This is a genomic window from Paracoccus zhejiangensis (assembly GCF_002847445.1).
GTDB classification, from domain to species: domain Bacteria; phylum Pseudomonadota; class Alphaproteobacteria; order Rhodobacterales; family Rhodobacteraceae; genus Paracoccus; species Paracoccus zhejiangensis.
Genome location: NZ_CP025431.1, coordinates 145,280 through 164,492, shown reverse-complemented (window position 1 = coordinate 164,492; position 19,213 = coordinate 145,280). Strand labels below are relative to the sequence as shown.

The window sequence follows — 19,213 nt, the reverse complement described above, 5'->3', positions numbered from 1 at the left end:
GCCGCACTTACTCGTTGGGGTGCCCCGCTTGACCGGGGCTGAGAGGCGAATGCCGACCCATCGAACCTGATCCGGTTAATACCGGCGGAGGGAACGGGTAGCTTGACGATGCCGGGCGGATCATCCCCCTGCGCTTGTCTTCCCCCAAATCCATCCGTCGGTCGAAGGGGGCGACGTGACGGATATAGCTTTGACCATCGCAGGCTCGGACAGCGGCGGTGGCGCGGGAATTCAGGCCGATCTGAAAACATTTTCTGCGCTTGGCACCTACGGCGCCAGCGTGCTGACCGCCATCACCGCGCAGAACACCCGCGCCGTCACCGCCGTGGAAACCCTGTCGCCCGCGCTGATCCGGGCGCAGATGGAAGCCGTCTTCGACGATCTGCCGGTGAAGGCGGTGAAGATCGGGATGCTGGGTGATCCTGTGGTGATCCGCACCGTGGCCGAGGGGCTTGCGGGGCGCGGTCTGCCGGTGGTGCTCGACCCGGTGATGGTGGCGAAATCCGGTGACCGGCTGCTGGCCGCCGAGGCGATCGCGGCGCTGCGGGGCGAGCTGCTGCCGCTGGCGACCGTGCTGACCCCGAACCTGCCGGAAGCGGGCGAGCTGCTGGGAGCGGAACCCGCCGCCGACCTGACGGCGCGCGAGGCGCAGGGCCGGGCACTTCTGGCGCTGGGGCCGGACTGGGTGCTGATGAAGGGCGGCCATGACGCGGGCGAGGTCTGCACCGACCTGCTGCTCGGACCCGAGACCCATCGCCTGACCGCCCCCCGCATCGCCACCCGCAACACCCACGGCACCGGCTGCACCCTCTCTGCCGCCATCGCTGCCGGACTGGCGCAGGGACTCTCCGTGCCCAAGGCGGTGACCCGCGCCCATGCCTACCTGCAGGGCGCCATTGCCGCTGCCGACCGGCTGCGGATCGGGTCGGGCCACGGGCCGGTGCATCATTTCCATGCGCTCTGGGGGGCCGGGGCATGAGCGGCATCCGCATCCTTGGTGCCGGGGTGATGGGCCTGACGCTGGCCACCGAACTGACCGCGCGCGGCCATCAGGTCGAGCTGGTCGATCCCGAACCCACCCCCGGCCCGCATGGCTGTTCCTTTTGGGCGGGCGGTATGCTCGCCCCTTATTGCGAGGGCGAATCCGCCGAGGAGCCGGTGGAGCGGCATGGCCTTGGGGCGATTGGCTGGTGGCAGCGTCATGCCGGCGGCGTCAGCCGGCAGGGCACGCTGGTCCTCGCGCTGAACCGCGACCGGGGCGAGCTTGCCCGCTTCGCCCGGCGCAGTCGCGGCCACCGGCTGCTGGACGGCGAGGCCATTGCCGCGCTGGAACCGGACCTTGCCGGGCGCTTCACCTCGGGTCTGTTCTACGAGGCCGAGGCGCATCTGTCGCCGCGTGATGCGCTGACGGAATTGCGCCGCCGGCTCGAGGCGAAAGGAGTGGCGGTCCACCGCGCGCCGCCCGCCACCAAACCCGACCAGCTGATCGACGCCCGCGGCCTTGCCGCCCGCGATGCCCTGCCCGACCTGCGCGGTGTACGGGGCGAGATGATGGTCTTGCGCTGCCCCGGCGTGACGCTGAACCGCCCCGTCCGGCTGCTGCATCCGCGCATCCCGCTCTACATCGTGCCGCGCGGCGATGGCGTCTTCATGCTGGGCGCAACGATGATCGAAAGCGACCGGCGTGGGGTGGTGACGGCGCGCTCGGTGCTGGAACTCCTCTCCGCCGCCTATGCGCTGCTGCCCGCCTTTGGCGAGGCGGAACTCTTGGAAACCGGCGCCGATGCCCGCCCGGCCTTTCCCGACAACCTGCCCCGGCTGCGGCGTGTCGGTTCGACCCTCTACGCCAACGGGCTCTACCGCCACGGCTTCCTGCTGGCCCCGACCGTCGCTGCGATGGCGGCGGATCATCTGGAGCGCGGCATCATTCCCGAGTTCATGGACGAGGTTTTTGCATGATGATCACCCTCAATGGCGAGCCGCGGGCGACCGAGGCCGCGACGCTGGCCGATCTGCTGGCCGATTGCGGCTTTGGTGCCAAGGTCGCCACCGCCCTTAACGGCGATTTCGTCCCTGCAGCCCTGCGCACCACCACCCCGATCGCCGAGGGCGACCGGATCGAGGTCGTCGCGCCGATGCAGGGGGGCTGAGCCATGCCGGTCTTCTATGGCACCACGGTCGACAGCGCGCTGATGCTGGGCACGGCGCAATATCCCTCGCCCGCGATCCTGGCCGAAGCCTTCCGCGTCTCGCAGGCGGGCATCGCCACGGTCAGCCTGCGCCGCGAGGCGGGCGGGGGTCAGGCCTTCTGGGACATGATCGCCGGGCTCGGCACGCGCATCCTGCCCAACACCGCCGGCTGCCATACGGTCAAGGAGGCCGTCACCACCGCCCATATGGCGCGGGAACTCTTTGCCACAAGCTGGATCAAGCTCGAGGTCATCGGCCATGCCGACACGCTGCAACCCGATGTTTTCGGACTGGTCGAGGCCGCGCGCATCCTGACCGAGGACGGATTCGAGGTCTTTCCCTATTGCACCGAGGATCTGACGGTCTGCGGACGTTTGCTCGAGGTCGGCAGTCAGGTGCTGATGCCTTGGGGCGCGCCGATCGGCTCGGGTCTGGGGCTGAACAATCCCTATGGCCTGCGCAGCCTGCGGGCGCATTTCCCCGATGTGCCGCTGGTGGTCGATGCCGGGGTCGGCCTGCCGTCCCATGCCGCGCAGGCCATGGAGATGGGCTTTGACGCCGTGCTGTTGAACACCGCCGTCGCCAAGGCCGGCGATCCGGTCGGCATGGCGCGGGCGATGGCACTGGCGGTCGAGGCCGGGCGCGCGGCCTTCGAGGCGGACCCGATGGAGCCGCGCGACATGGCCGCGCCATCCACCCCCGTTCTCGGAAAGGCCTTCCTCGCATGACCCTGCCCCGCTTCTATCCGATTTTTGAAACCGCCGACTGGATCGGGCGGATGCTGCCGCTTGGCGTGAAACTGGTGCAGCTTCGGGTCAAGGATCGACCTGACGCCGAGACCCGCGACGAGATCCGCCGGGCGCAGGCCTTGTGCCGCGCGGCGGGGGCGCTGCTGGTCGTCAATGACCACTGGCAGATCGCCATCGACGAGGGCTGCGACTGGATCCATCTCGGGCAGGAGGATCTGGACAGTGCCGACCTCTCGGCCATCCGCGCCGCCGGCATCAGGCTCGGCGTCTCGACCCATGACGAGGCGGAACTGGCCCGCGCGCTGGCGCTGACGCCCGATTACATCGCCCTCGGCCCGGTCTGGCCCACGATCCTGAAGAAGATGAAATGGCACCAGCAGGGCGTTGAAAAACTGACCGAGTGGAAGGCGCGGACCGGTGGCATTCCCCTGATCGCCATTGGCGGGCTCAGCATCGACCGCGCGCCCTTGGCCTTTGCCGCCGGGGCCGATGTTGTCTCGGCCGTGACCGACATCACCCTGAACCCCGACCCCGAGGCACGGGTGCGCGACTGGCTGAAGGCCACGGCATGAACCGCTATGCCCGCCAGATGATCCTGCCCGAAATCGGCGCCGAGGGTCAGGCGCGGATCGCTGCGGCGCATCTGCTGGTCGTCGGCGCGGGGGGTCTTGGGGTTCCCGCGCTGCAATACCTTGTGGGTGCCGGCATCGGACGGATCACGCTGATCGATCCCGACCGTGTCGAAGAGACGAACCTGCACCGCCAGCCGATCTATGGCCCTAGCCTCGGCCAGCCCAAGGCCGAGGCCGCCGCCGGTTTCGCCCGCGCGCTGAATCCCGGGGTGGCAGTCACCCCGCTGGTCGCTTGGCTGACGCCGGAAAACGCCCCGGCACTGGTCGCCGGTGCCGATCTGGTCCTCGATTGCGCTGACAGTTTTGCGGCCAGCTATGTCCTGTCGGACCTCTGCCTTGCGCTGCGAAAACCGCTGATCTCGGCTTCGGCGCTTGGCATGTCGGGCTATGTCGGCGGCTTCTGCGGCGGCGCGCCCTCGCTGCGCGCGGTCTTTCCCGACCTGCCCGACAGCCTTGCGACCTGCGCCAGCGCCGGGGTGCTGGGGCCGGTGGTGGGCATGCTGGGGGCGGTTCAGGCGCAGATGGCGCTGGCCGTGGTGCTGGGGCTGCAGCCCTCGCCGCTGGGTCAGATGCTGCGCTTCGAGATGAAAGACTTCCGTACTTCCTCCTTCCGCTTCGACTCTGCCCCCGAACCGGAAGCCGCACCGCACCCCTTCATCGCCGCCTCGGCCCTGCGCCCCGACGATTTCCTGATCGAGCTGCGCGACGCCACCGAAGCCCCCGCCCCCGTCGCCCGCCATGCCCGCCGTCAGTCGGTCGAGGATTTCGGCCCCGCCGGTCCGATCCCTGCCCCCGACCAGCGCGCCGTTTTCACCTGCCGCTCGGGCCTGCGCGCCTGGCGCGCCGCCGACCGCTTGCGCGCCGTCTGGCCGGGCGAGATCGCGCTGCTGGCCAACCCTCAATCCCCTTCCACTGGAGACCCAAGATGACCACCACCCGCCTTCTCGCCGCGCTGGCCGGCCTCACGCTCGCCACGCCGGCCTTGGCCGAGGACAAGATGACCCTGCTGCTCGACTGGTTCATCAATCCCGACCATGCCCCGATCATCCTCGCGCAGGAAAAGGGCTTCTTCACCGATGAGGGGCTGGCGGTCGAGATCGTCGCCCCCGCCGATCCCAGTGAGCCTCCGAAGCTGGTGGCGGCGGGCAAGGCCGATCTGGCGGTCAGCTATCAGCCGCAGCTGCATCTGCAGGTGCATGAGGGGCTGCCGCTGCTGCGCGTCGGCACGCTGGTTGCGACGCCGCTGAATTGCCTGATGGTCGATGCCGATGGGCCGATCCAGAGCCTCGCCGACCTGAAGGGCCGGAAGATCGGCTATTCAGTCTCGGGCGTCGAAAGCGCCACCACGGCGGCCATGTTGCAAAGTGCCGGGCTGACCGCTGACGATGTCGAGATGGTCAATGTGAACTGGTCGCTGACGCCCTCGCTGATGACCGGGCAGGTCGATGCCGTGATCGGCGCCTTCCGCAATTTCGAGCTGACCCAGATGCGGCTCGCGGGTGGTAATGGCCGCTGCTTCTTCCCCGAAGAGGCCGGGCTGCCCAGCTATGACGAGCTGATCTTCGTCGCCAATGCCGACAGCCTTGACCGCGACCGCATCACCCGCTTCCTCGCCGCCATCGAGCGCGGCACGGAATACATGCTGAACCATCCCGACGAGGCGTTTGAAACCTTCGCTGCCTCAGGCCCCGACCTTTCGGACGAGCTGAACACGCAGGCGTGGAAAGACACGCTGCCGCGTTTCGCCCATAGCCCGGCGGCGCTGGATCATGGCCGCTATGCGCGGTTCGAGGCGTTTCTGCACGAGGCCGGAATGATCGACGCGACCCTGCCGGTGTCGAAACTGGCGCTGGATCCGGGGGCCGAGCAATGACCGCCCCGGATTACGGCCGCAGCTTCGCGCTGTGGCGGGCGGATTGCGCGCCGCAATGGGCTGCCTATACCCGCCATGCCTTCGTCGAGGGGTTGAAGGATGGCAGCCTGCCCCGCGCCGCCTTCCTCACCTATCTGCGGCAGGATTACCTGTTCCTGATCCACTTCTCGCGCGCCTGGTCGCTTGCGGTGGTCAAGGCGGGCACGCTGGAGGAGATGCAGGCGGCGGCGGCCACGGTGCAGACCCTGTTGCAGGGCGAGATGGCGCTGCATGTCGGCATCTGCGAGGCGACGGGGATCAGCAAGGCCGATCTGCTGGCGACCGAGGAGGCACCCGAAAACCTCGCCTATACCCGCTATGTGCTGGAAACCGGCTATTCCGGCGATTTCCTCGACCTGCTGGCGGCGCTCGCGCCATGTGTGCTGGGCTATGGCGAGATCGGCGCGCGGCTGATGATCGAGGCCGGCGATACCCCCTATCGCGACTGGATCGAGACCTATGGCGGCGCCGATTATCAGGCGATGTGCCATACGCGCGGCGCGATGATCGACAAGGCGGTGGCGGATCGGCTGGGGCCGGCGCCGGAAAAACTGCCGCGCTGGCAGCAGTTGTCCCATCGCTTTGCCACCGCCACCCGGCTCGAGGTCGGCTTCTGGGGGCTGGGCCGGGCATGAGCGCACCGGTGATCCTCTCGGGGCAGGTCATCATGTCGGGCCGGGCACTGTTTCCGCCGATCCGGCTGCGGCTGGAACCGGGGCAATGGACGGCGCTTCTGGGCGATTCCGGGGTGGGCAAATCGACGCTTCTGCGGCTGATCGCCGGCCTGCCGATCGGCGGCAGCTTCAAGGGCCGGGTGCAGTTCCGCCAGCCAGTGGCGCTGATGGCGCAGGATCCCGGCCTGCTCGGCTGGCTGACCGTGCGCCAGAACGCGGCGCTTGGCGCAAGGCTGCGCGGCCATGCCGCCGATTTCACGCGGCTCGACGCCATTCTCGACCGCGCCGGGCTTGCGGCCCATGCCGCGAAGCGACCGGCGGAACTCTCGGGCGGGCAGCGGCAGCGGGTGGCGCTGGCGCGGACGCTGATGGAGGATCGCCCGCTGGTGCTGCTGGACGAACCCTTCTCGGCGCTGGATGTGCGGCTGCGGCTCGAGATGCAGGACCTCGCGGCCGAGCTGCTGCGCGGCCGCACCGTGCTGATGGTCACCCATGACCCGGCCGAGGCCGCGCGTCTGGCCGACCGTATCCACGTGCTGACCGAGGCGGGCTTGAGCGCGGTGGAAACCCCTGCGCTTCCCATCCCGCGCGCGCCGTCACATCCCGAACTTCTGCGCTGTCAGGGCGCACTGATGTCGCGCCTGATCGCCGGGACCGCCGCATGAAGGCGCAACGGATGCTGACGCCCTTGGCCGTCGGGCTGGGTCTGCTGGCAGGCTGGCAGGCGCTGGTCCTTCTCACTGGCCTGCCGCCCTTCCTCCTGCCCGGACCGGGGGCGGTCGCGTCGGCCATCGCTAGCCACCGAGAGGTGCTGGCGCAGGGCGCGCTGACCAGCCTGACCGAGATCCTCGCGGGCTTCGCGCTCGGGGCTGGCACCGGCGCGATCCTCGCCGTGCTGATGGCCAGCTTTCCCCGGCTCGCCGCCGCGCTGCGCCCGGTGCTGCTCTTGTCGCAGGTGATCCCGATCTTCGCGCTGGCGCCGATCCTGACGCTGTGGCTGGGGTTCGGCATGGCGCCCAAGATCACCGTGGTGGCGCTGATCTGCTTTTTCCCGGTGGCCTCGGCCTTCCTCGACGGGCTGATGCGCAGCTCGCCGGCCTGTCTCGATCTGGCGCGGACCATGGGAGCGAGCCGCTGGCGCGAGATGGCCCATATCCGCATCCCCATGGCCCTGCCGATGCTGGGCAGCGGCCTGACACTCGCGGCGGTCTATGCCCCCATCGGCGCGGTCATCGGCGAATGGGTCGGCGGGTCCGAGGGCTTGGGCGCGGTGATGATCCTTGCCAATGGCCGGATGCGCACCGATCTGGCCTTCGCCGCGCTGGCCCTCGTCACGCTGATCGCGCTTGGCTTTCACGCCTTGGTCAGCCGTCTGGTGAGCCGGGGGTTCGCGCGCTTCGGCTAACCCCCCCGGTCTGTTCCGGCTTACGCCACCAGCGGATCGTCAAGCGTGAGCCCGACGATCAGCGGATCGTGGTCCGAGGCGGCAAACGGCCCGTCATTGTAGAAGCCCGGATCCTTGAACTGCGAGCTGTAGCCCAAGAGGTCCGGCTCATCGGCATTCACATGCCATTCGGTCGCCCCGGTGACATTATCGGACAGACTGGCCGAGGCCAGCCCCTGGTCCAGCGTGCCGCGCTGGCCGTCGAAGACATAGCTGTAAGCCTGATCCTGCCCGATGAACTGGTCGATCAGATCGACCAGCCCGGCCTCGCGCAGCGCCTGAACCGGGTCCTCCTGCGCATAGGCGTTCATGTCGCCCATCAACAGATAGTCACTGACCCCGCCGCCGGCATATTCCGTGCCCAGCCAGTCGGCCAGCTGCACCGCCGCCTCGGCCCGGACGCCGTTCCAGAAGCCCTGACCGTCGCCCTGATCGAAATTCGCATCCGCCCGCAGCGCGTCGATATCCGCTTGGGTAAAGCCCGCCGCCGCGCCATTGGCATCCAGATAGGCCTGCGCGGCATTGGACAAGGCCAGCAGCCCGCTGTCACCCTTGGACTTGAAATGCGAAGAGACCACGGTGAACTGGTTCCCCTCCGCATCCTCGAAGGTCGCCGCGACCGAGGGGCGGTTGCGCTGGAAATCGCCCAGATAGGTCGATTGCGGCAAGGCGTCATCCAGCACCTTGGCCAGCTGGTAGGTGGTCGCGGCGGTGCTTTCGTCGAACTCGACGAAATCGGTATGAACCAGCGTCAGCGCGGCGCTGTCATAGACGATGCCGGTCATGATCGCGTCCTCGCCGACAAAGCCGCCGGTCCCGGTCGGATCGACAAAGGCATAGACCGCGCCCGAGCCGGTGGCCGTGGCCTCGGCATTCAGCGCATCGACCAGCGCGTCGATGGCCGAGCCCTCGCCAAAGCCGCCATTCTCGATCTCCTGCAGGGCAAAGACCTCGGCCCCGGTGCCGGTCATGACCGAGACCAGTTTCTCGGTCTGCCGGGCCAGATCGGCCTCGGTCGTGGCCCCGCGCGGGTCCAGGGTGCCATCCGGCCCGGTGCCGCCCGAGAGCGTGGTGAAATAGTTCAACACGTTGATCGAAGCCACCTGCAGCTCGCCGCCCACATCGTCGGGGGCGTCCTGTCGCGCGCCGGAATTGGTGGCCTCGTCGATCGGCAATTGCCCGGTCGGGATCAGCGCGTGATCTCCGAACTGCTCGGTCATCACGCCCTCGATCGGCCCGGTGAACTGGGTGCCAAGCCGCAGCGTCGCGCCGCCAGCGCCGAACTCATCGCCAGCATCGAGATAACCATTGCCATTGTCGCCCGGCGTGGTGTTCGGGACATACTCAAACGCGTCGGGGTTCTGCGTGCTGATGCCGTCATCGATGATCAGCCGGTTCTGGGCATTGGCCTCGGCCAGCGCCGCGACCTCGGCGGCCTCGGTCTGCGCATCATGGATCTGCGTCGGCTGGTATTGCACGCCAGCACCCACGACGATCTCGCCATAGCGGTCGAAATCGAAATTCTCGATCACCGTCAGCGGCGCGTCGGTGCCGCTGATGACCGAGACCCGCATCCCCTCGACCGATTCATAGTTGAAGCCCTCGGGCGAGAGTTCGACGGTCGCCGCCGTCGGCAGCTCGTTGCCGCTGGACATGATCATGACGTCCGACACGGCGGTCAGCTCGGTCAGCCCGCCGAATTCGGTGACGGTGCCGTCAAGCTGCACCAGATCGCCAAGCGCCACCGCCTCGCCGCCGCCGGTGAAAACAAAAATCCCTTCCGAGGTCAGCGCGTCGAGATCGGCATCGGCGTCTTCCTCCTGCAGGTAGAAGCCGTTCGCCGCGATATGGACGACCACCGCCGTCACCTCGACCCGCTGGCCGATCAGCGTCGAGGCATCGGTTGACCCCTGGATGAAGGAAATCAGCTGCGGCGTCGCGGTCTCGCCGCCGCCATCGCCCGCATTGGCTGCGCCCTTGGTCGCCTCGGCGGGTGCAGACCAGTTCCCCTCCGCATCGCGCTGCAGCGACAGGCCCGGCGCATCGCCACCGGTTTCCGCCACGCCGATATCGGTCGAGGTCATGCCTGCCGCCGTGCCGCTTGCGGCGGTCATCTGGCCCTCGTAGCTGAGGAATTCCACCACCTCGCCAGCATTCACCAGCGCCATCCCGTCCGGCGCACCGTTCTGCAACCCGTTGGCCGGCAGGTCCCAGACATAGAAATCATGGGTGCCATCGCTTGTCATCGTGGCATTGGCAATCGACAACGTGCCGTAAACCGAGCCATTGCCGCCGTTATAGAGTTCCACCGACAGGCCAGAGGCATCGCCGCCCGCCGTCACCCTTACCTCGACGAACTCGCCGGTATCGGTGCCGGCATTGTCATAGTGAAATTCGTTGATCCGCGCCGCGAATTCAGGCTCGGCGGCGTCATTGCTGGCGCCTGCCGTCGCGGTTTCCGGCGCGCGCCAGCTGCCATCCTCGTTCCGCTGCAAGGATTGGCCGAGGGGCGTATCGCTCGGCTCGGAGACGCCGATATCGGTCGAGGTCAGGCCATTCGCCGCGCCGCCGGTTGCGGTCATCTCGCCCTCGTAGCTGAGGAATTCGACCACCTCGCCGCCATTCACCAGCGCCATCCCGTCCGGCGCGCCGTTCTGCAACCCGTTCGCGGGCAGGTTCCAGACATAGAAATCATGCGTGCCGTCGCTGGTCATCGTCGCATCGGCGATGGAGAGCGTGCCGTAGACCCCGCCATTGCTGCCGTTATAGAGCTCGACCGACAGACCCGAGGCATCATCGCCCGCGTTGACTCGGACCTCGATGAACTCCCCCGCATCGGTGCCGGCATTGTCATAGTGAATTTCGTTGATCCGGGCGACGATCGGCGGCGTCTCGGTCACGTCCTCGACCGTCACCGATATATCGGCGCTGTCGCTGGCGCCCGCGCCATCGGTGACGCTGACGGTCACGTCATAGATATTGTCGCCGCCCGCATCGCCGGGGTTCTCGTAATCCGGCGCGGTGATGAAGCTCAACTCGCCGGTCTCGGGGTCGATCTGGAACAGCGCCGCATCGGCCCCGCCGCTGATTGCATAGGTCAGGTCGCTGCTGTCTGGGTCCGTGGCCGAGAGGCCGGCGGGCACGGCGGTCTGGTTCTCGGCCACGGTGACGCTGGTGGTGGCGGTCAGCGTGGGCGCGTCATTCTGGCCAGTGATGGTGACAGTCACGGTCGCCGTATCGGTGCCGCCCTTCCCGTCATCGACGGTATAGGTAAAGCTGTCGGTCGCCGTCTCGCCCTCGGCCAGATGGTCGAAGCGGTCGCCCGGATCATAACTGATCTGGCCGCCCTCCAGCGTCACCACCGCACCCGAGGCCGCAGCCGAAACCCCGGTAATGGTCAGCGCGTCACCGTCATACTCGCGGTCATTGGCCAGAAGATCGGCGGTGTCGATCAGGGTAACCCCGTCCTCGCCCGCCGCCACCGCATCATCCCCGGCCAGCACGGCATTGTTCCGGCCATCCAGATGCAGCGTGTAATCATCGCCCTCGAAATAGAGCGCCTCGACCGATTGCAGCCAGTCGCGGCCCTCGTTGCCCGACAGCGCCTCGACCCGGACAATGCCGCCAAGTCGGCTGATCGCATAGTCATCGACCCCGCCGGCATAGACGGCGGTATCATTGCCACGCCCGCCAAGGATGCGGTCATCGCCGCCGCCGCCGCGGATGGTGTCATCGCCGCCCAGCCCAAGGATCATGTCCTTGCCCGCGCCACCCTCCAGCAGATTGCCCCGCTGGTTGCCGAGGATCAGCGACGGCCCTCCCCGGTCAGCTGCTGCATTGCCCTTGTGCGCGCGGTTCGAGGCCATGACGATTCTCCCGTTCTCGTGACATTGACCCCTTTGACCCTAGTCAGGTGACAAAGCTGTGACCAGCCTTGCATTCTCTGCAGGTCTCAGCCGCGCCGGATCAGGTAGATGTCCATGATCCAGCCATGCCGCGCCCGCGCCTCGGACCGCGTGGCGATGATCTGTGGCGCAACCTCAGAGAGCGGACCGGCGATCAGCAGTTGCTCGGCCATGCCGACATAGGCGCCCCACCAGATGGTCAGGCCCGCCGGGTCAAGGGCCTCGAAGGCCCCGCCGGCATCCAGCATGACAACGATGGTCGATGCCCCCTCGGGCCAGCCACCCGCGCGCAATTGCCGGCCGGTGGTGATGGTGACGGGCGCGCCGAGATCGTTCAGCGGGATGGCATGGGCGGCGCAAAGCGCCTGAATGGCGGTGATGCCGGGGATGACGCGCAAGGTCAGCGGCAGGCGGCGGCCCACCCGCTCGGCAATGCGCAGGGTGCTGTCGTAAAGCGAGGGATCGCCCCAGACCAGCAGGGCAACGCGCGGCCCGCCGCCGGCGTCAAGATGGGCGCGGATGCGATCCTCCCAGATGGCGGCAATGGCGTCATGCCAGTCCTGCACCCGCGCGAGATAGTCGGGCGTCGCCGGATCGCGGACGGGCAGGTCAAAGGTCTCGACCCGCGTTGCCGGATCGGTCAGCGCCTCGCGGCAGATCGCCAGCCTGAGACCGGCCAGATCGGACTTGTCCTCGCCCTTCAAGGGCACAAGGATCAGGTCGGAGGCGTTCATCGCCTTCGCCGCCTCGGCAGTCAGGTGGTCGGGATTGCCGGTGCCGATGCCGATGAGAATAAGCTCGATCATGGGGTGCCTGCGCGTCATGAGAAAGGGGCGCGGTCCCGCAGGTCCGCGCCCCTGATCTGATTGGCCTGTCGGATCAGGCCGAAGCAAGCAGCCGCGGCGTGACCAGCGAGGCGGGCATCCGCCCGGCCAGCGCCTTGGCACCGGCGAGGATCGCCAGATCGACCAGCGGCTCGATCAGCACGACGGTGATATAGGCCGCGCCGAACATCCCTATCCCGGCCAGCGCCGAGGCACCCTGACCGTAGAAGGCCCAGAAGGCGACCCAGGCCACCACGCCGCCCTGGTAGGCGAAGGAGAGTTTCAGCACATCGGCATAGCGCAGATCGACATAGGCCGTGCCCGCCGGGATGATCCGCTGCGCGAGAACGGCGACGGCGAAGAGCGGGACCAGGAGCGTGGTGACGTTCATGCCGTATTGCGGCAGGTCGAAGGGTGCAAAGAATAGGCCCTGCAGCAAGAGGCCCATGGCCAGACCCAGTGCAGCCGGACCGGCGCCGAGGATCAGGAACAGGGTCGAGCCGAGAATCAGGTGCACCTCGCTGACCCCCACCGGGTAATGCGGCAGCACCTGGAAGAAGCCGAAGGTGGCGACCGTGGCGATCACGCTGCGCAGCGCCACCGAAGCGAGGCCGCTCTGCCGGGTCGACTGCCCCAGCATGAACAGCCCGGTCGCCGCGGCGCCGGCTGCGGTGGCATAGCTGAGGACGATCTTGGCACCGTCAACGATGCCGGGTTCGATATGCATGTCTGTCTCCTTGCCGTCACACCCGACGACCGATGGGTTTCATTGCGTCGAGGCCGGTCTCCTGGCTCGCGGATCATGGCGACCACCCGCCTTCCCGGCCCAAAGGGGGCCAGTGGCAATCGGATGGCCGCTCTCCGCTTACAGTCGCGGGGGCGGCTGGGGCACAGGCGTCACTTGCAGGGACGCCCTTCCCCATTCCCGTTTCAGCCCCGTTCCTTGCGGTCCGGGACACCTCGTCCGATCTTTCTGCGCCGGGGCGGGACGCGGGTCAAGCCGGATTCCCGGTTCCCTGTCAGGCGATTGCACTGGCTGGCGCGATCAGGTGGAAGAACGTGCCGCTGACCCGACCGCCGCCGGCGCTGTCGCGGAACGACCCGGTCTCGGGCACCAGATCGCCATTGGCATCACGCACCTCGGCCAGCGGCGCGTCGGGCTGGTCGAGGATGGTGGCATAGTGGAATTCATGACCGCGCAGGCCAGCGGCGTCCGCGAGGCCCGGCAAGGGCCGCGCCGCCCGCGCGGCAAGGCGATAGCCCAGATGCATCCGGCGCTTGGCATAGCTGGTCTCCAGCCCCAACAGCCCGGCCATCCGGTGCCGCGTGCCATCCGCCGCCACCAGCCCGGCCCCCAGCGCCATATAGCCGCCGCATTCGCCATGAACGGGGCGGGTCTCGGCAAAGCGGGTCAGCCCGGCGCGAAAGGTTTCCGCCGCCGCCAGCCGCCCGGCATGAAGCTCGGGATAGCCGCCGGGCAGCCAGCAGACCGTGGCCGAGGCGTCGGGCGCCTCGTCCGCCAAGGGCGAGAAGGGCAGGATCGTCGCCCCGCCGGCCCGCCAGTCGGCCAACAGATGCGGGTAGATGAACGAGAACGCCTGATCCCGCGCCAGCGCGATCCGCTCGCCCGGTGGCGGGACGGGGGCGGCATCCGCGCCGGCGAACGCGCCGCGCACCGCCAGCGCCCGGATCGCCTCGAGGTCGCAATGCTGGGCGATGAAGCCCGCCAGATCCTCAAGGATGGCAGTCAGACGCGGCAATTCCTCGGCCTGAACCAGCCCCAGATGCCGCTCGGGCAGTTCCACATCGGGCCGGCGCGGCAGCGCGCCCAGAACCGTCAACCCGGCCTCGGCCATGCCGGCGCGGGTCAGCGCCTCGTGCCGGGGCGAGGCGACGCGGTTCAGGATCACGCCGCCGATCCGCACATCCTTGCGAAAGCGCGCGAAACCCGCCGCCGCCGCTGCCGCCGATTGCGCCTGGCCCGAGACGTCGAGGACCAGAATGACCGGCCAGCCGCTCAAAGCCGCCAGATCGGAACTGGCACCGCTGCCGGTCTCGCCCGGTTTCGCCACCCCGTCGAAAAGGCCCATCGAGCCTTCGGCCAGCACCAGGTCGGCCCCCTCGGCCCCGCGCGCCAGCATGGCGATGCGACCGGGCGACATGGCCCAGCTGTCGAGGTTCATCGAGGGCTGGCCCGCCGCCACGGCGTGAAAGGCCGGGTCGATGTAATCCGGCCCGCTCTTGAACGGATGCACGCTCAGGCCCTGCGCCCGAAAGGCGGCCAGAAGCCCAAGCGCCACGGTGGTCTTGCCGGTACCCGAAGCCGGGGCGGCGATCATCAGGCCGGGCGCGGTCATGGCGCCTCCGGGAAGCGCGGGTTGGTGCCGACAGGGCGGTAACGGCGGTCATAATCGCCGGCATAAAGGCGGCTTTCGTCGAAATCCTCGGCCCCGAGCGCCGGGCCGACGAGGATCAGCGCGGTCCGCTCGCCCTCGCCAATGGCAGGATCCAGCGTCGCCAGCGTGGCGCGGTAGAGGCGCTGGTCGGGCCAGCTGGCGCGGAACACCACGGCGACCGGGCAGTCCTGGCCGTAATGCGGCACCAGCCGTTCCTGCACCTCGGAGAGCACATGCACCGACAGGTGAATGGCCAAAGTCGCCCCGGTGCGGGCAAAGTTCTCCAGCGTCTCGCCCTCGGGCATGGCCGAAGCGCGGCCCGAGGTGCGGGTCAGGACCAGCGATTGCGCCACGCCGGGCAGGGTCAGCTCCGCCCCGAGTGCCGCGGCGGCGGCGGCAAAGGCGGGAACGCCGGGGGTCACGTCATAGGGGATGTTCAGCGCGCGCAGCCGGCGCAATTGTTCGCCCATGGCCGACCAGATCGACAGGTCGCCCGAATGCAACCGCGCCACATCCTGCCCCGCCGCATGGGCCGCGGCGATTTCGTCGATGATGGCATCGAGACTGAGGGATGCAGTGTTCACGATCTTTGCCCCGGGCGGGCAATGGGACAAAAGCGCCTCGGGCACCAGCGAACCGGCATAGAGGCAGACCGGGCAAGACGCGATCAGGTCGCGCCCGCGCAGGGTGATGAGGTCGGCCGCCCCCGGCCCCGCGCCGATGAAATGAACGGTCATGGGTCGGTTCCTTCTGCAAGCGCCAGCGTGGCGAGGCCACCCGGCGCGATCTCACGGGGCCGGATCAGCCTTGCGCCCGGCCCGCAAGCCGCAAGCGCCGAGGCTTCGGCCACCGAGCCGGTGCCGTAGCGGTCGGGTTGATTAGGGGTCGTTGTCGCGCAGTTCTGGAGGCGCAGCGCCGCCAGCGGCACGGCGATCAGCGGCAGGTCGAGTTCATCGGCCAGCGCCCGCAAGGCGGGATGATCTGCCTTGTCCTCCGGCGTGGCGAGCGCCGAAAGCCGCACCCCGCCCATCAGTGCGAGGCCGGCGCGCAGGGCGTCCAGCGTGGCCGCAGCCCGCAGCCCGATCCCGGCGACGATCACAGGACCACGCTCCATTGCACCAGCGGGCGCGCGGGGGTCCAGCCGCGCATTCCGCCCAAGGGGGTCGCGCGGGCCAGCTCGATCCGCATCAGCACGCCGCCGCGCCGGGTCTGCGCGTCCAGCACCAGCGCCTCGGTCTCCAGCGTCACCGCGTTCATCACCAGCCTTGTGCCGGTGGGTAATGTGTCGAACAGCGTCTGAACCAGCGCGGCATCCGCGCCGCCGCCGATGAAGACGGCATCGGGGCGGGTGGTTTTCAGGGCATCCGGCAGCGCGCCACCCTCGATCCGCGCGGTCAGCACCTGCATCCGGTCCTGCAACCCAAAGCGGTCGATGTTCTGCGCGATGGTCCGGGCGCGGTCCACCCGCGCCTCGACCGCCATGGCCCGGCCGCCCTGCAGGCACCATTCGACCGAGATCGACCCTGACCCCGCGCCGAGATCCCAGAGCAGCGCGCCCTTGCGCGGCGCCAGCGCGCAGAGGGTCAGCGCGCGGACCGGCTGCTTGGTGATCTGCCCGTCATGGGCAAAGCGCGCGTCGGGCAGGCCGGGGGTCAGCGGCAGCCCCGCCGGCGTGGCGATGTCGATGGCGGCAATCACCGGAGCCTCGATCCCGGACAGGTCGAACCCGCCTGCCGTGGTGCTGCGGATGCGCTCGCCCGGACCGCCGAGCCGTTCCAACACCCAGAGCCGCGCATCGCCAGCACCCTGCCCCACCAGCCAGCCCGCCAGTTCCCCCGCCGCCGCGCCGTCCCGCAGCGTGCAGATCAGCCGTTGCCCCCGCCCCATCTGCCGCAACAGGCGTTCAAAGGGCGCGGCGTGCAGACCGTGGCAGGTAACCTCTTCCAGCCGCCAGCCAAGCCGGTTCGCCGCCAGCGCGAAACTGGATGGCACCGGAAAGGACTGCCATTCCCCGGGGTGAAGATCGGCCATCAGCGAGCCACCCGCGCCGTGCCAGAACGGATCGCCCGAGGCCAGCACCGCCACCCTGCGCCCCCGCGCCGCCAGCACCGGGGCCAGCGAAAACGGCACCGGCCAAGCCTGCCCGCGCGCCCCCGCATCCACCAGCGCCAGGTGCCGTGGCCCGCCGAAGACGATTTCCGCCTCGGCCAGCGCGGCCCGGCTTGCCTCGGTCAGCCCCGCCGGGCCATCTTCGCCCAGACCGATGATCGACAACCAGGGCTCAGCCATGACGCGCATCCTTCTCTTGGGTGGAACGACCGAAGCGAGCCAACTGGCCGGGGCGCTGGCGGCTGCTGGTATTCCCGCGCTTTTCTCCTATGCCGGTCGCACCGAGGCGCCGAGGGCGCAGCCCTTGCCGCTGCGCGTAGGCGGTTTCGGCGGGGCCGAGGGGCTGGCCGAGTTCCTGCGCGCGGGCGGTTTCACCCATCTGATCGACGCCACCCATCCCTTTGCAGCAGCGATGAGCCGCAATGCCGTGGCGGCGGCGGAGGCCACTGGCATTCCGCTGATGGCCTTTGAACGCCCCGGCTGGACGGAGACCCCCGGCGATGACTGGACCCGTGTTGGCGACATGGATGCGGCCGTCGCGGCCCTGCCCGAAAAGCCGGCGCGGGTGTTTCTGGCGATCGGTCGGCAGAATATCGCAACCTTCGCGGCTAGACCGCAGCACCATTACCTGCTGCGCCACGTCGATCCGCCCGCCGGTCCGCTGCCCCTGCCCGATACCCATGTGATCCTCGACCGCGGCCCCTTTACCGAAGCGGGCGATCTGGCGCTGCTCAGAACCCACGCCATCACCCATCTCGTCGCCAAGAATGCCGGCGGCAGCGGGGCCGAGGCCAAGCTCATCGCCGCCCGTGCGCTCAAGCTGCCGGTCATCCTGATCGACCGGCCCGCTTTGCCGCCGCGACCCATTGCCGCCACAGTGGCCGAGGTGATGGACTGGCTGGGTCATCCGGTGACCGATCGCGGCGTATAGACCCAACCCCCCACCCTGCGGGTTGCTTCATTGCCGACGATGACCACGGTGCGCATGTCGGCCATCTCGGGCGTGGCTTCGGCCAAGGTAACAGTCGTCAGCGCCTCCTCAGCCGTCGAGACGGCGCGGGCGAAGGTGATCAGCCGCGAAGGCTCGCATTCCTCGCGCAGGATCTCGAGCACGCGGGCGAATTGATGTGGTCGCGAGGATGAACGCGGGTTGTAGAAGGCCATCGCGAACCCGCCCTGCGCGGCATGGCGCAAGCGGCGCTCGACCTCGGCGAAGGGTTTCAGATTGTCCGAGAGGTTGATGGCGCAGAAATCATGCCCCAGGGGCGCACCGGCCCGCGCCGCCGCCGCCAGCATGGCGGTGATGCCGGGCAGGATGCGGATATCGAGGTCATGAAACTCGGGCCGCGCCTCCACCACTTCGAACAGCGCCGAGGCCATGGCAAAGACCCCCGGATCGCCCGAGGAGACGACGACGACCCGCCGTCCCTCTGCCGCCATCTGCAGCGCGGCCAAGGCCCGGTCCAGTTCCACCCGGTTGTCGGAAGGATGCAGGGTCAGTCCGGGGCGCGGCGCGACGCGGGCGACATAGGGGATATAGCCCACCACATCCGTGGCCTCGGCCAAGGCCGCCGTCACCTCGGGCGTCACCAGCGAGGGATCGCCGGGACCAAGCCCCGCGACGGCCAGCCAGCCGCTCATTCCGGCCCCCCGCTGACCGGGCGGCGGCCCTGTCCGTGAACCAGCACGATGGCGAAATAGGGGCAATCGGCGGCCTCGACCTCGGCCAGCCGGGCAATGCGCTGGTCCGGCATGGTGCCGCGCTCGATCAGCCAGGCCTGGTCCAGCCGCCCGGCGGCTTCCAGCGCGCGGCGCACCTTGGGCAGGTTGCGCCCGGTCTTCATGATCGCAAGCGCATCGGCCCCGCGCATATGGCTGACCATTTCCGCCTCGGGCAGCGTGCCCATCAGCACCGACAGCACGTCATCGCCCCATGTGACCGGCAGACCGCTGGCGTGCCAGCAGCCGACCATGCCGGGAATGCCGGGGATCACCTCGACCGGCACCCGGTCCTTGAGCCGCGTGTAGAGATGCATGAACGAGCCGTAGAAGAACGGATCGCCCTCGCAGAGGACCACCACCTCAGCCCCGCTTTGCGCCAAGGCCTCGAGCCGCAGGGTCCAGTCGTCATAGAAATCGGCCAGCAGCCGGATGTAATCGGGGCTGTCGAAGGGAATTTCCGTGGTGACGGGATATTCCATCGCGTGCTCGGTGACGCCTTCTGCCAGCATCCCCTCGACAATGCGACGGGCCTGACCGGCGCGGCCGGCCTTGCGGAAATAGGCCACGTGGCGCGCGGACCGGATCGCCCGGTCGGCGCGGACCGAGATCAGGTCGGGATCGCCCGGCCCCAGCCCGGCGCAGAGGATGCGGCCCAT

Annotated in this window: 20 protein-coding genes and 2 riboswitches; of the genes, 11 read left to right on the top strand and 9 right to left on the bottom strand. The window is 68.8% G+C overall.

What is annotated here, in order from left to right; all coding sequences use genetic code 11:
• Positions 1–5 precede the first annotated feature (5 nt).
• A riboswitch (TPP riboswitch) is annotated at positions 6–110 on the top strand.
• A gap of 65 nt (positions 111–175) precedes the next feature.
• Genes thiD through CX676_RS20025 form a run of 10 tightly spaced genes read left to right on the top strand, consistent with a single transcriptional unit; the run spans position 176 to position 7,562 of the window.
• Entirely contained in the window at positions 176–979 is an 804-nt protein-coding gene (gene thiD, locus CX676_RS20070; protein ID WP_101754575.1) for a bifunctional hydroxymethylpyrimidine kinase/phosphomethylpyrimidine kinase, read from the top strand.
• Positions 976–1,959, top strand: coding sequence for an FAD-dependent oxidoreductase (locus CX676_RS20065; protein WP_101754574.1), 984 nt, complete (start codon positions 976–978; stop codon positions 1,957–1,959). The genes thiD and CX676_RS20065 overlap by 4 nt, the downstream gene beginning before the upstream one ends.
• A complete protein-coding gene (thiS, locus tag CX676_RS20060) occupies positions 1,956–2,150 on the top strand; it encodes a sulfur carrier protein ThiS (RefSeq protein ID WP_101754573.1) in 195 nt (64 codons plus the stop codon). The genes CX676_RS20065 and thiS overlap by 4 nt, the downstream gene beginning before the upstream one ends.
• A 3-nt stretch (positions 2,151–2,153) precedes the next feature.
• Positions 2,154–2,918: a thiazole synthase gene (locus tag CX676_RS20055; RefSeq protein ID WP_101754572.1), complete on the top strand. Its 765-nt coding sequence runs from the start codon at positions 2,154–2,156 to the stop codon at positions 2,916–2,918.
• On the top strand, positions 2,915–3,511 hold the full coding sequence (locus CX676_RS20050; protein ID WP_101754571.1) for a thiamine phosphate synthase: 597 nt from the start codon (positions 2,915–2,917) through the stop codon (positions 3,509–3,511). Before CX676_RS20055 ends, CX676_RS20050 begins: the two co-directional genes overlap by 4 nt.
• Positions 3,508–4,500 carry a HesA/MoeB/ThiF family protein gene (locus tag CX676_RS20045; protein WP_101754570.1) on the top strand — a complete coding sequence of 331 codons (993 nt, stop codon included), beginning with the start codon at positions 3,508–3,510 and terminating at the stop codon, positions 4,498–4,500. The genes CX676_RS20050 and CX676_RS20045 overlap by 4 nt, the downstream gene beginning before the upstream one ends.
• Positions 4,497–5,444, top strand: coding sequence for an ABC transporter substrate-binding protein (locus tag CX676_RS20040; protein ID WP_101754569.1), 948 nt, complete (start codon positions 4,497–4,499; stop codon positions 5,442–5,444). The genes CX676_RS20045 and CX676_RS20040 overlap by 4 nt, the downstream gene beginning before the upstream one ends.
• Positions 5,441–6,118, top strand: a complete 678-nt coding sequence (locus tag CX676_RS20035) for a TenA family protein (protein WP_101754568.1) — start codon at positions 5,441–5,443, stop codon at positions 6,116–6,118. Before CX676_RS20040 ends, CX676_RS20035 begins: the two co-directional genes overlap by 4 nt.
• Positions 6,115–6,822: an ABC transporter ATP-binding protein gene (locus CX676_RS20030; protein WP_101754567.1), complete on the top strand. Its 708-nt coding sequence runs from the start codon at positions 6,115–6,117 to the stop codon at positions 6,820–6,822. The genes CX676_RS20035 and CX676_RS20030 overlap by 4 nt, the downstream gene beginning before the upstream one ends.
• A complete protein-coding gene (locus tag CX676_RS20025; RefSeq protein WP_232816693.1) occupies positions 6,819–7,562 on the top strand; it encodes an ABC transporter permease in 744 nt (247 codons plus the stop codon). The genes CX676_RS20030 and CX676_RS20025 overlap by 4 nt, the downstream gene beginning before the upstream one ends.
• Positions 7,563–7,582: 20 nt before the next feature.
• On the opposite strand, the gene CX676_RS20020 is transcribed toward CX676_RS20025, so the two are convergent.
• The 7 genes from CX676_RS20020 to cbiE all read right to left on the bottom strand — a co-directional run bounded on the left by CX676_RS20020 (position 7,583) and on the right by cbiE (position 17,015).
• Positions 7,583–11,467 carry an ExeM/NucH family extracellular endonuclease gene (locus tag CX676_RS20020; protein ID WP_101754566.1) on the bottom strand — a complete coding sequence of 1,295 codons (3,885 nt, stop codon included), beginning with the start codon at positions 11,465–11,467 and terminating at the stop codon, positions 7,583–7,585.
• A gap of 86 nt (positions 11,468–11,553) precedes the next feature.
• On the bottom strand, positions 11,554–12,312 hold the full coding sequence (cobF, locus tag CX676_RS20015) for a precorrin-6A synthase (deacetylating) (RefSeq protein WP_101754565.1): 759 nt from the start codon (positions 12,310–12,312) through the stop codon (positions 11,554–11,556).
• A 73-nt stretch (positions 12,313–12,385) separates the two neighbouring features.
• On the bottom strand, positions 12,386–13,057 hold the full coding sequence (locus CX676_RS20010; RefSeq protein ID WP_101754564.1) for an energy-coupling factor ABC transporter permease: 672 nt from the start codon (positions 13,055–13,057) through the stop codon (positions 12,386–12,388).
• A gap of 34 nt (positions 13,058–13,091) precedes the next feature.
• A riboswitch (cobalamin riboswitch) is annotated at positions 13,092–13,308 on the bottom strand.
• A gap of 41 nt (positions 13,309–13,349) precedes the next feature.
• Positions 13,350–14,687: a cobyrinate a,c-diamide synthase gene (locus CX676_RS20005; RefSeq protein ID WP_101754563.1), complete on the bottom strand. Its 1,338-nt coding sequence runs from the start codon at positions 14,685–14,687 to the stop codon at positions 13,350–13,352.
• Complete coding sequence (cobM, locus tag CX676_RS20000) at positions 14,684–15,463, bottom strand: precorrin-4 C(11)-methyltransferase (protein WP_101754562.1); 780 nt, start codon at positions 15,461–15,463, stop codon at positions 14,684–14,686. Before cobM ends, CX676_RS20005 begins: the two co-directional genes overlap by 4 nt.
• Entirely contained in the window at positions 15,460–15,840 is a 381-nt protein-coding gene (locus CX676_RS19995) for a cobalamin biosynthesis protein (protein WP_232816692.1), read from the bottom strand. The genes cobM and CX676_RS19995 overlap by 4 nt, the downstream gene beginning before the upstream one ends.
• Complete coding sequence (gene cbiE, locus CX676_RS19990) at positions 15,822–17,015, bottom strand: precorrin-6y C5,15-methyltransferase (decarboxylating) subunit CbiE (protein WP_101754561.1); 1,194 nt, start codon at positions 17,013–17,015, stop codon at positions 15,822–15,824. Before cbiE ends, CX676_RS19995 begins: the two co-directional genes overlap by 19 nt.
• Here cbiE and CX676_RS19985 point away from each other — a divergent pair.
• Positions 17,014–17,766 (top strand): cobalt-precorrin-6A reductase, encoded by a 753-nt coding sequence (locus CX676_RS19985; RefSeq protein WP_101754560.1) that lies wholly within the window; start codon positions 17,014–17,016, stop codon positions 17,764–17,766. The two genes, cbiE and CX676_RS19985, sit on opposite strands and share 2 nt — an antisense overlap.
• On the opposite strand, the gene cobJ is transcribed toward CX676_RS19985, so the two are convergent.
• Both cobJ and CX676_RS19975 read right to left on the bottom strand, forming a co-directional pair.
• A complete protein-coding gene (cobJ, locus tag CX676_RS19980) occupies positions 17,739–18,476 on the bottom strand; it encodes a precorrin-3B C(17)-methyltransferase (protein WP_101754559.1) in 738 nt (245 codons plus the stop codon). The two genes, CX676_RS19985 and cobJ, sit on opposite strands and share 28 nt — an antisense overlap.
• Positions 18,473–19,213, bottom strand: a complete 741-nt coding sequence (locus CX676_RS19975; RefSeq protein WP_101754558.1) for a precorrin-2 C(20)-methyltransferase — start codon at positions 19,211–19,213, stop codon at positions 18,473–18,475. The genes cobJ and CX676_RS19975 overlap by 4 nt, the downstream gene beginning before the upstream one ends.

Excerpts from the sequence above, each read along its gene's own strand:
- CX676_RS20065 (WP_101754574.1), top strand. The coding sequence starts at position 976 with ATGAGCGGCATCCGCATCCTTGGTGCCGGGGTGATGGGCCTGACGCTG.
- thiS (WP_101754573.1), top strand. The coding sequence starts at position 1,956 with ATGATGATCACCCTCAATGGCGAGCCGCGGGCGACCGAGGCCGCGACG.
- CX676_RS20055 (WP_101754572.1), top strand. The coding sequence starts at position 2,154 with ATGCCGGTCTTCTATGGCACCACGGTCGACAGCGCGCTGATGCTGGGC.
- CX676_RS20050 (WP_101754571.1), top strand. The coding sequence starts at position 2,915 with ATGACCCTGCCCCGCTTCTATCCGATTTTTGAAACCGCCGACTGGATC.
- CX676_RS20045 (WP_101754570.1), top strand. The coding sequence starts at position 3,508 with ATGAACCGCTATGCCCGCCAGATGATCCTGCCCGAAATCGGCGCCGAG.
- CX676_RS20040 (WP_101754569.1), top strand. The coding sequence starts at position 4,497 with ATGACCACCACCCGCCTTCTCGCCGCGCTGGCCGGCCTCACGCTCGCC.
- CX676_RS20035 (WP_101754568.1), top strand. The coding sequence starts at position 5,441 with ATGACCGCCCCGGATTACGGCCGCAGCTTCGCGCTGTGGCGGGCGGAT.
- CX676_RS20030 (WP_101754567.1), top strand. The coding sequence starts at position 6,115 with ATGAGCGCACCGGTGATCCTCTCGGGGCAGGTCATCATGTCGGGCCGG.
- CX676_RS20025 (WP_232816693.1), top strand. The coding sequence starts at position 6,819 with ATGAAGGCGCAACGGATGCTGACGCCCTTGGCCGTCGGGCTGGGTCTG.
- CX676_RS20020 (WP_101754566.1), bottom strand. The coding sequence starts at position 11,467 with ATGGCCTCGAACCGCGCGCACAAGGGCAATGCAGCAGCTGACCGGGGA.
- cobF (WP_101754565.1), bottom strand. The coding sequence starts at position 12,312 with ATGATCGAGCTTATTCTCATCGGCATCGGCACCGGCAATCCCGACCAC.
- CX676_RS20010 (WP_101754564.1), bottom strand. The coding sequence starts at position 13,057 with ATGCATATCGAACCCGGCATCGTTGACGGTGCCAAGATCGTCCTCAGC.
- CX676_RS20005 (WP_101754563.1), bottom strand. The coding sequence starts at position 14,687 with ATGACCGCGCCCGGCCTGATGATCGCCGCCCCGGCTTCGGGTACCGGC.
- cobM (WP_101754562.1), bottom strand. The coding sequence starts at position 15,463 with ATGACCGTTCATTTCATCGGCGCGGGGCCGGGGGCGGCCGACCTCATC.
- CX676_RS19995 (WP_232816692.1), bottom strand. The coding sequence starts at position 15,840 with ATGGAGCGTGGTCCTGTGATCGTCGCCGGGATCGGGCTGCGGGCTGCG.
- CX676_RS19985 (WP_101754560.1), top strand. The coding sequence starts at position 17,014 with ATGACGCGCATCCTTCTCTTGGGTGGAACGACCGAAGCGAGCCAACTG.
- cbiE (WP_101754561.1), bottom strand. The coding sequence starts at position 17,015 with ATGGCTGAGCCCTGGTTGTCGATCATCGGTCTGGGCGAAGATGGCCCG.
- cobJ (WP_101754559.1), bottom strand. The coding sequence starts at position 18,476 with ATGAGCGGCTGGCTGGCCGTCGCGGGGCTTGGTCCCGGCGATCCCTCG.
- CX676_RS19975 (WP_101754558.1), bottom strand. The coding sequence starts at position 19,213 with ATGGGCCGCATCCTCTGCGCCGGGCTGGGGCCGGGCGATCCCGACCTG.